At 73.8% G+C, this 1122-nt stretch carries 1 protein-coding gene; it reads right to left on the minus strand.

Annotation, left to right across the window (positions count from 1 at the left end; genetic code table 11):
* Positions 1-44: 44 nt before the first annotated feature.
* Entirely contained in the window at positions 45-893 is an 849-nt protein-coding gene (locus ACFWW9_RS46135; protein WP_390390012.1) for an NAD(P)H-binding protein, read from the minus strand.
* Positions 894-1122 lie beyond the last annotated feature (229 nt).

Genomic DNA, 1122 nt, shown 5'->3' on the forward strand with positions numbered 1-1122 from the left:
GGGCCCGCCTGGTGGTTTCCCGGCGGGCCCTCGGCGCGTCGCGGTCAGCCCCGCCACGCCCCCCGCGAGGCGGCGTCCTTGGCGAAGTCCTCGAACGTGATCGGCTCGCGCCCCATGACCCGCGCGAACGTGCCTGTCACGCCACCGCTGGTGCCCGCGCGGATCTGCCCGACCAGGTCGCCGACGAACCTCGCGTAGTCCGCCGCGATGCCGTACTCCACCAGCTCGGCCTCGTAGGCGTCCTGCGACACCGGCAGGTACGTCACCGGCTTGCCGATGGCCTCGCCGATCGTCGCCACGGCCTCGTGGAACGACAGCGCCTCGGTGCCGCTGAGCTCGTACACCTGCCCGTCGTGGCCGTCCCCGGTCAGCGCGGCGACCGCCACGGCCGCGACGTCGGCCACGTCGATGAACGGCTCCACCCCGTCACCGGCGGGCAGCGGCAGCTCCCCGGCGAGGATGCCGTCGACCAGCACGCCCTCGTCGAAGTTCTGGTTGAACCAGTTGGGGCGCAGGATCGTCCACTCCGCGCCGGATTCGCGCACCGCGGTCTCGCCGGAGTGCAGGTCCTTGCCACCCACCAGGCCGGTGGCGCGCGCCTGGAGGACGACCAGTCGCCGCACGCCGAGTTCCACCGCGCGGGCGTAGAACTCGCGCAGGGCCGCCTCGGCGTCCCACTGGCCCGGCTTGTCCTGGAGGTCCACCACGTACACCGCGCCCGTGCCGGTCAGGGCGGCCTCCCAGGTCGCGTCGTCGTCCCAGTCGAAGACCGTCTCGGCCGACCGGCCCGCGGCCCGCACCTCGAAACCCTTCTCGCGCAGCTGGGGCACGACCCTGCTGCCGGTCTTGCCGGTCGACCCCAGCACCAGGATCGGTTTCGTCTTCTTCGCCATGAGCGCAGCCCTTTCTGGGGCGGGACAACAGCTTCGGGAGTCACCGGACGGCCTTGAGCCGCGGGGGTGGTGTTCGACATACGACGCCTCGCGCTCGGCACGGCGCTCCGCGGGAACGGGAGCGCGCCTCGGGTGCGGCTCGCGTCGGCGAGCCCCGACCCCGTGGTGCCGGGAGGCGGAACGAGAACGGCCGGGCACGGGGCCACGAGCCGGGCCGTGGGCCCCCCGC

It is taken from the genome of Umezawaea sp. NPDC059074 (genome assembly GCF_042738955.1).
GTDB lineage: Bacteria > Actinomycetota > Actinomycetes > Mycobacteriales > Pseudonocardiaceae > Umezawaea.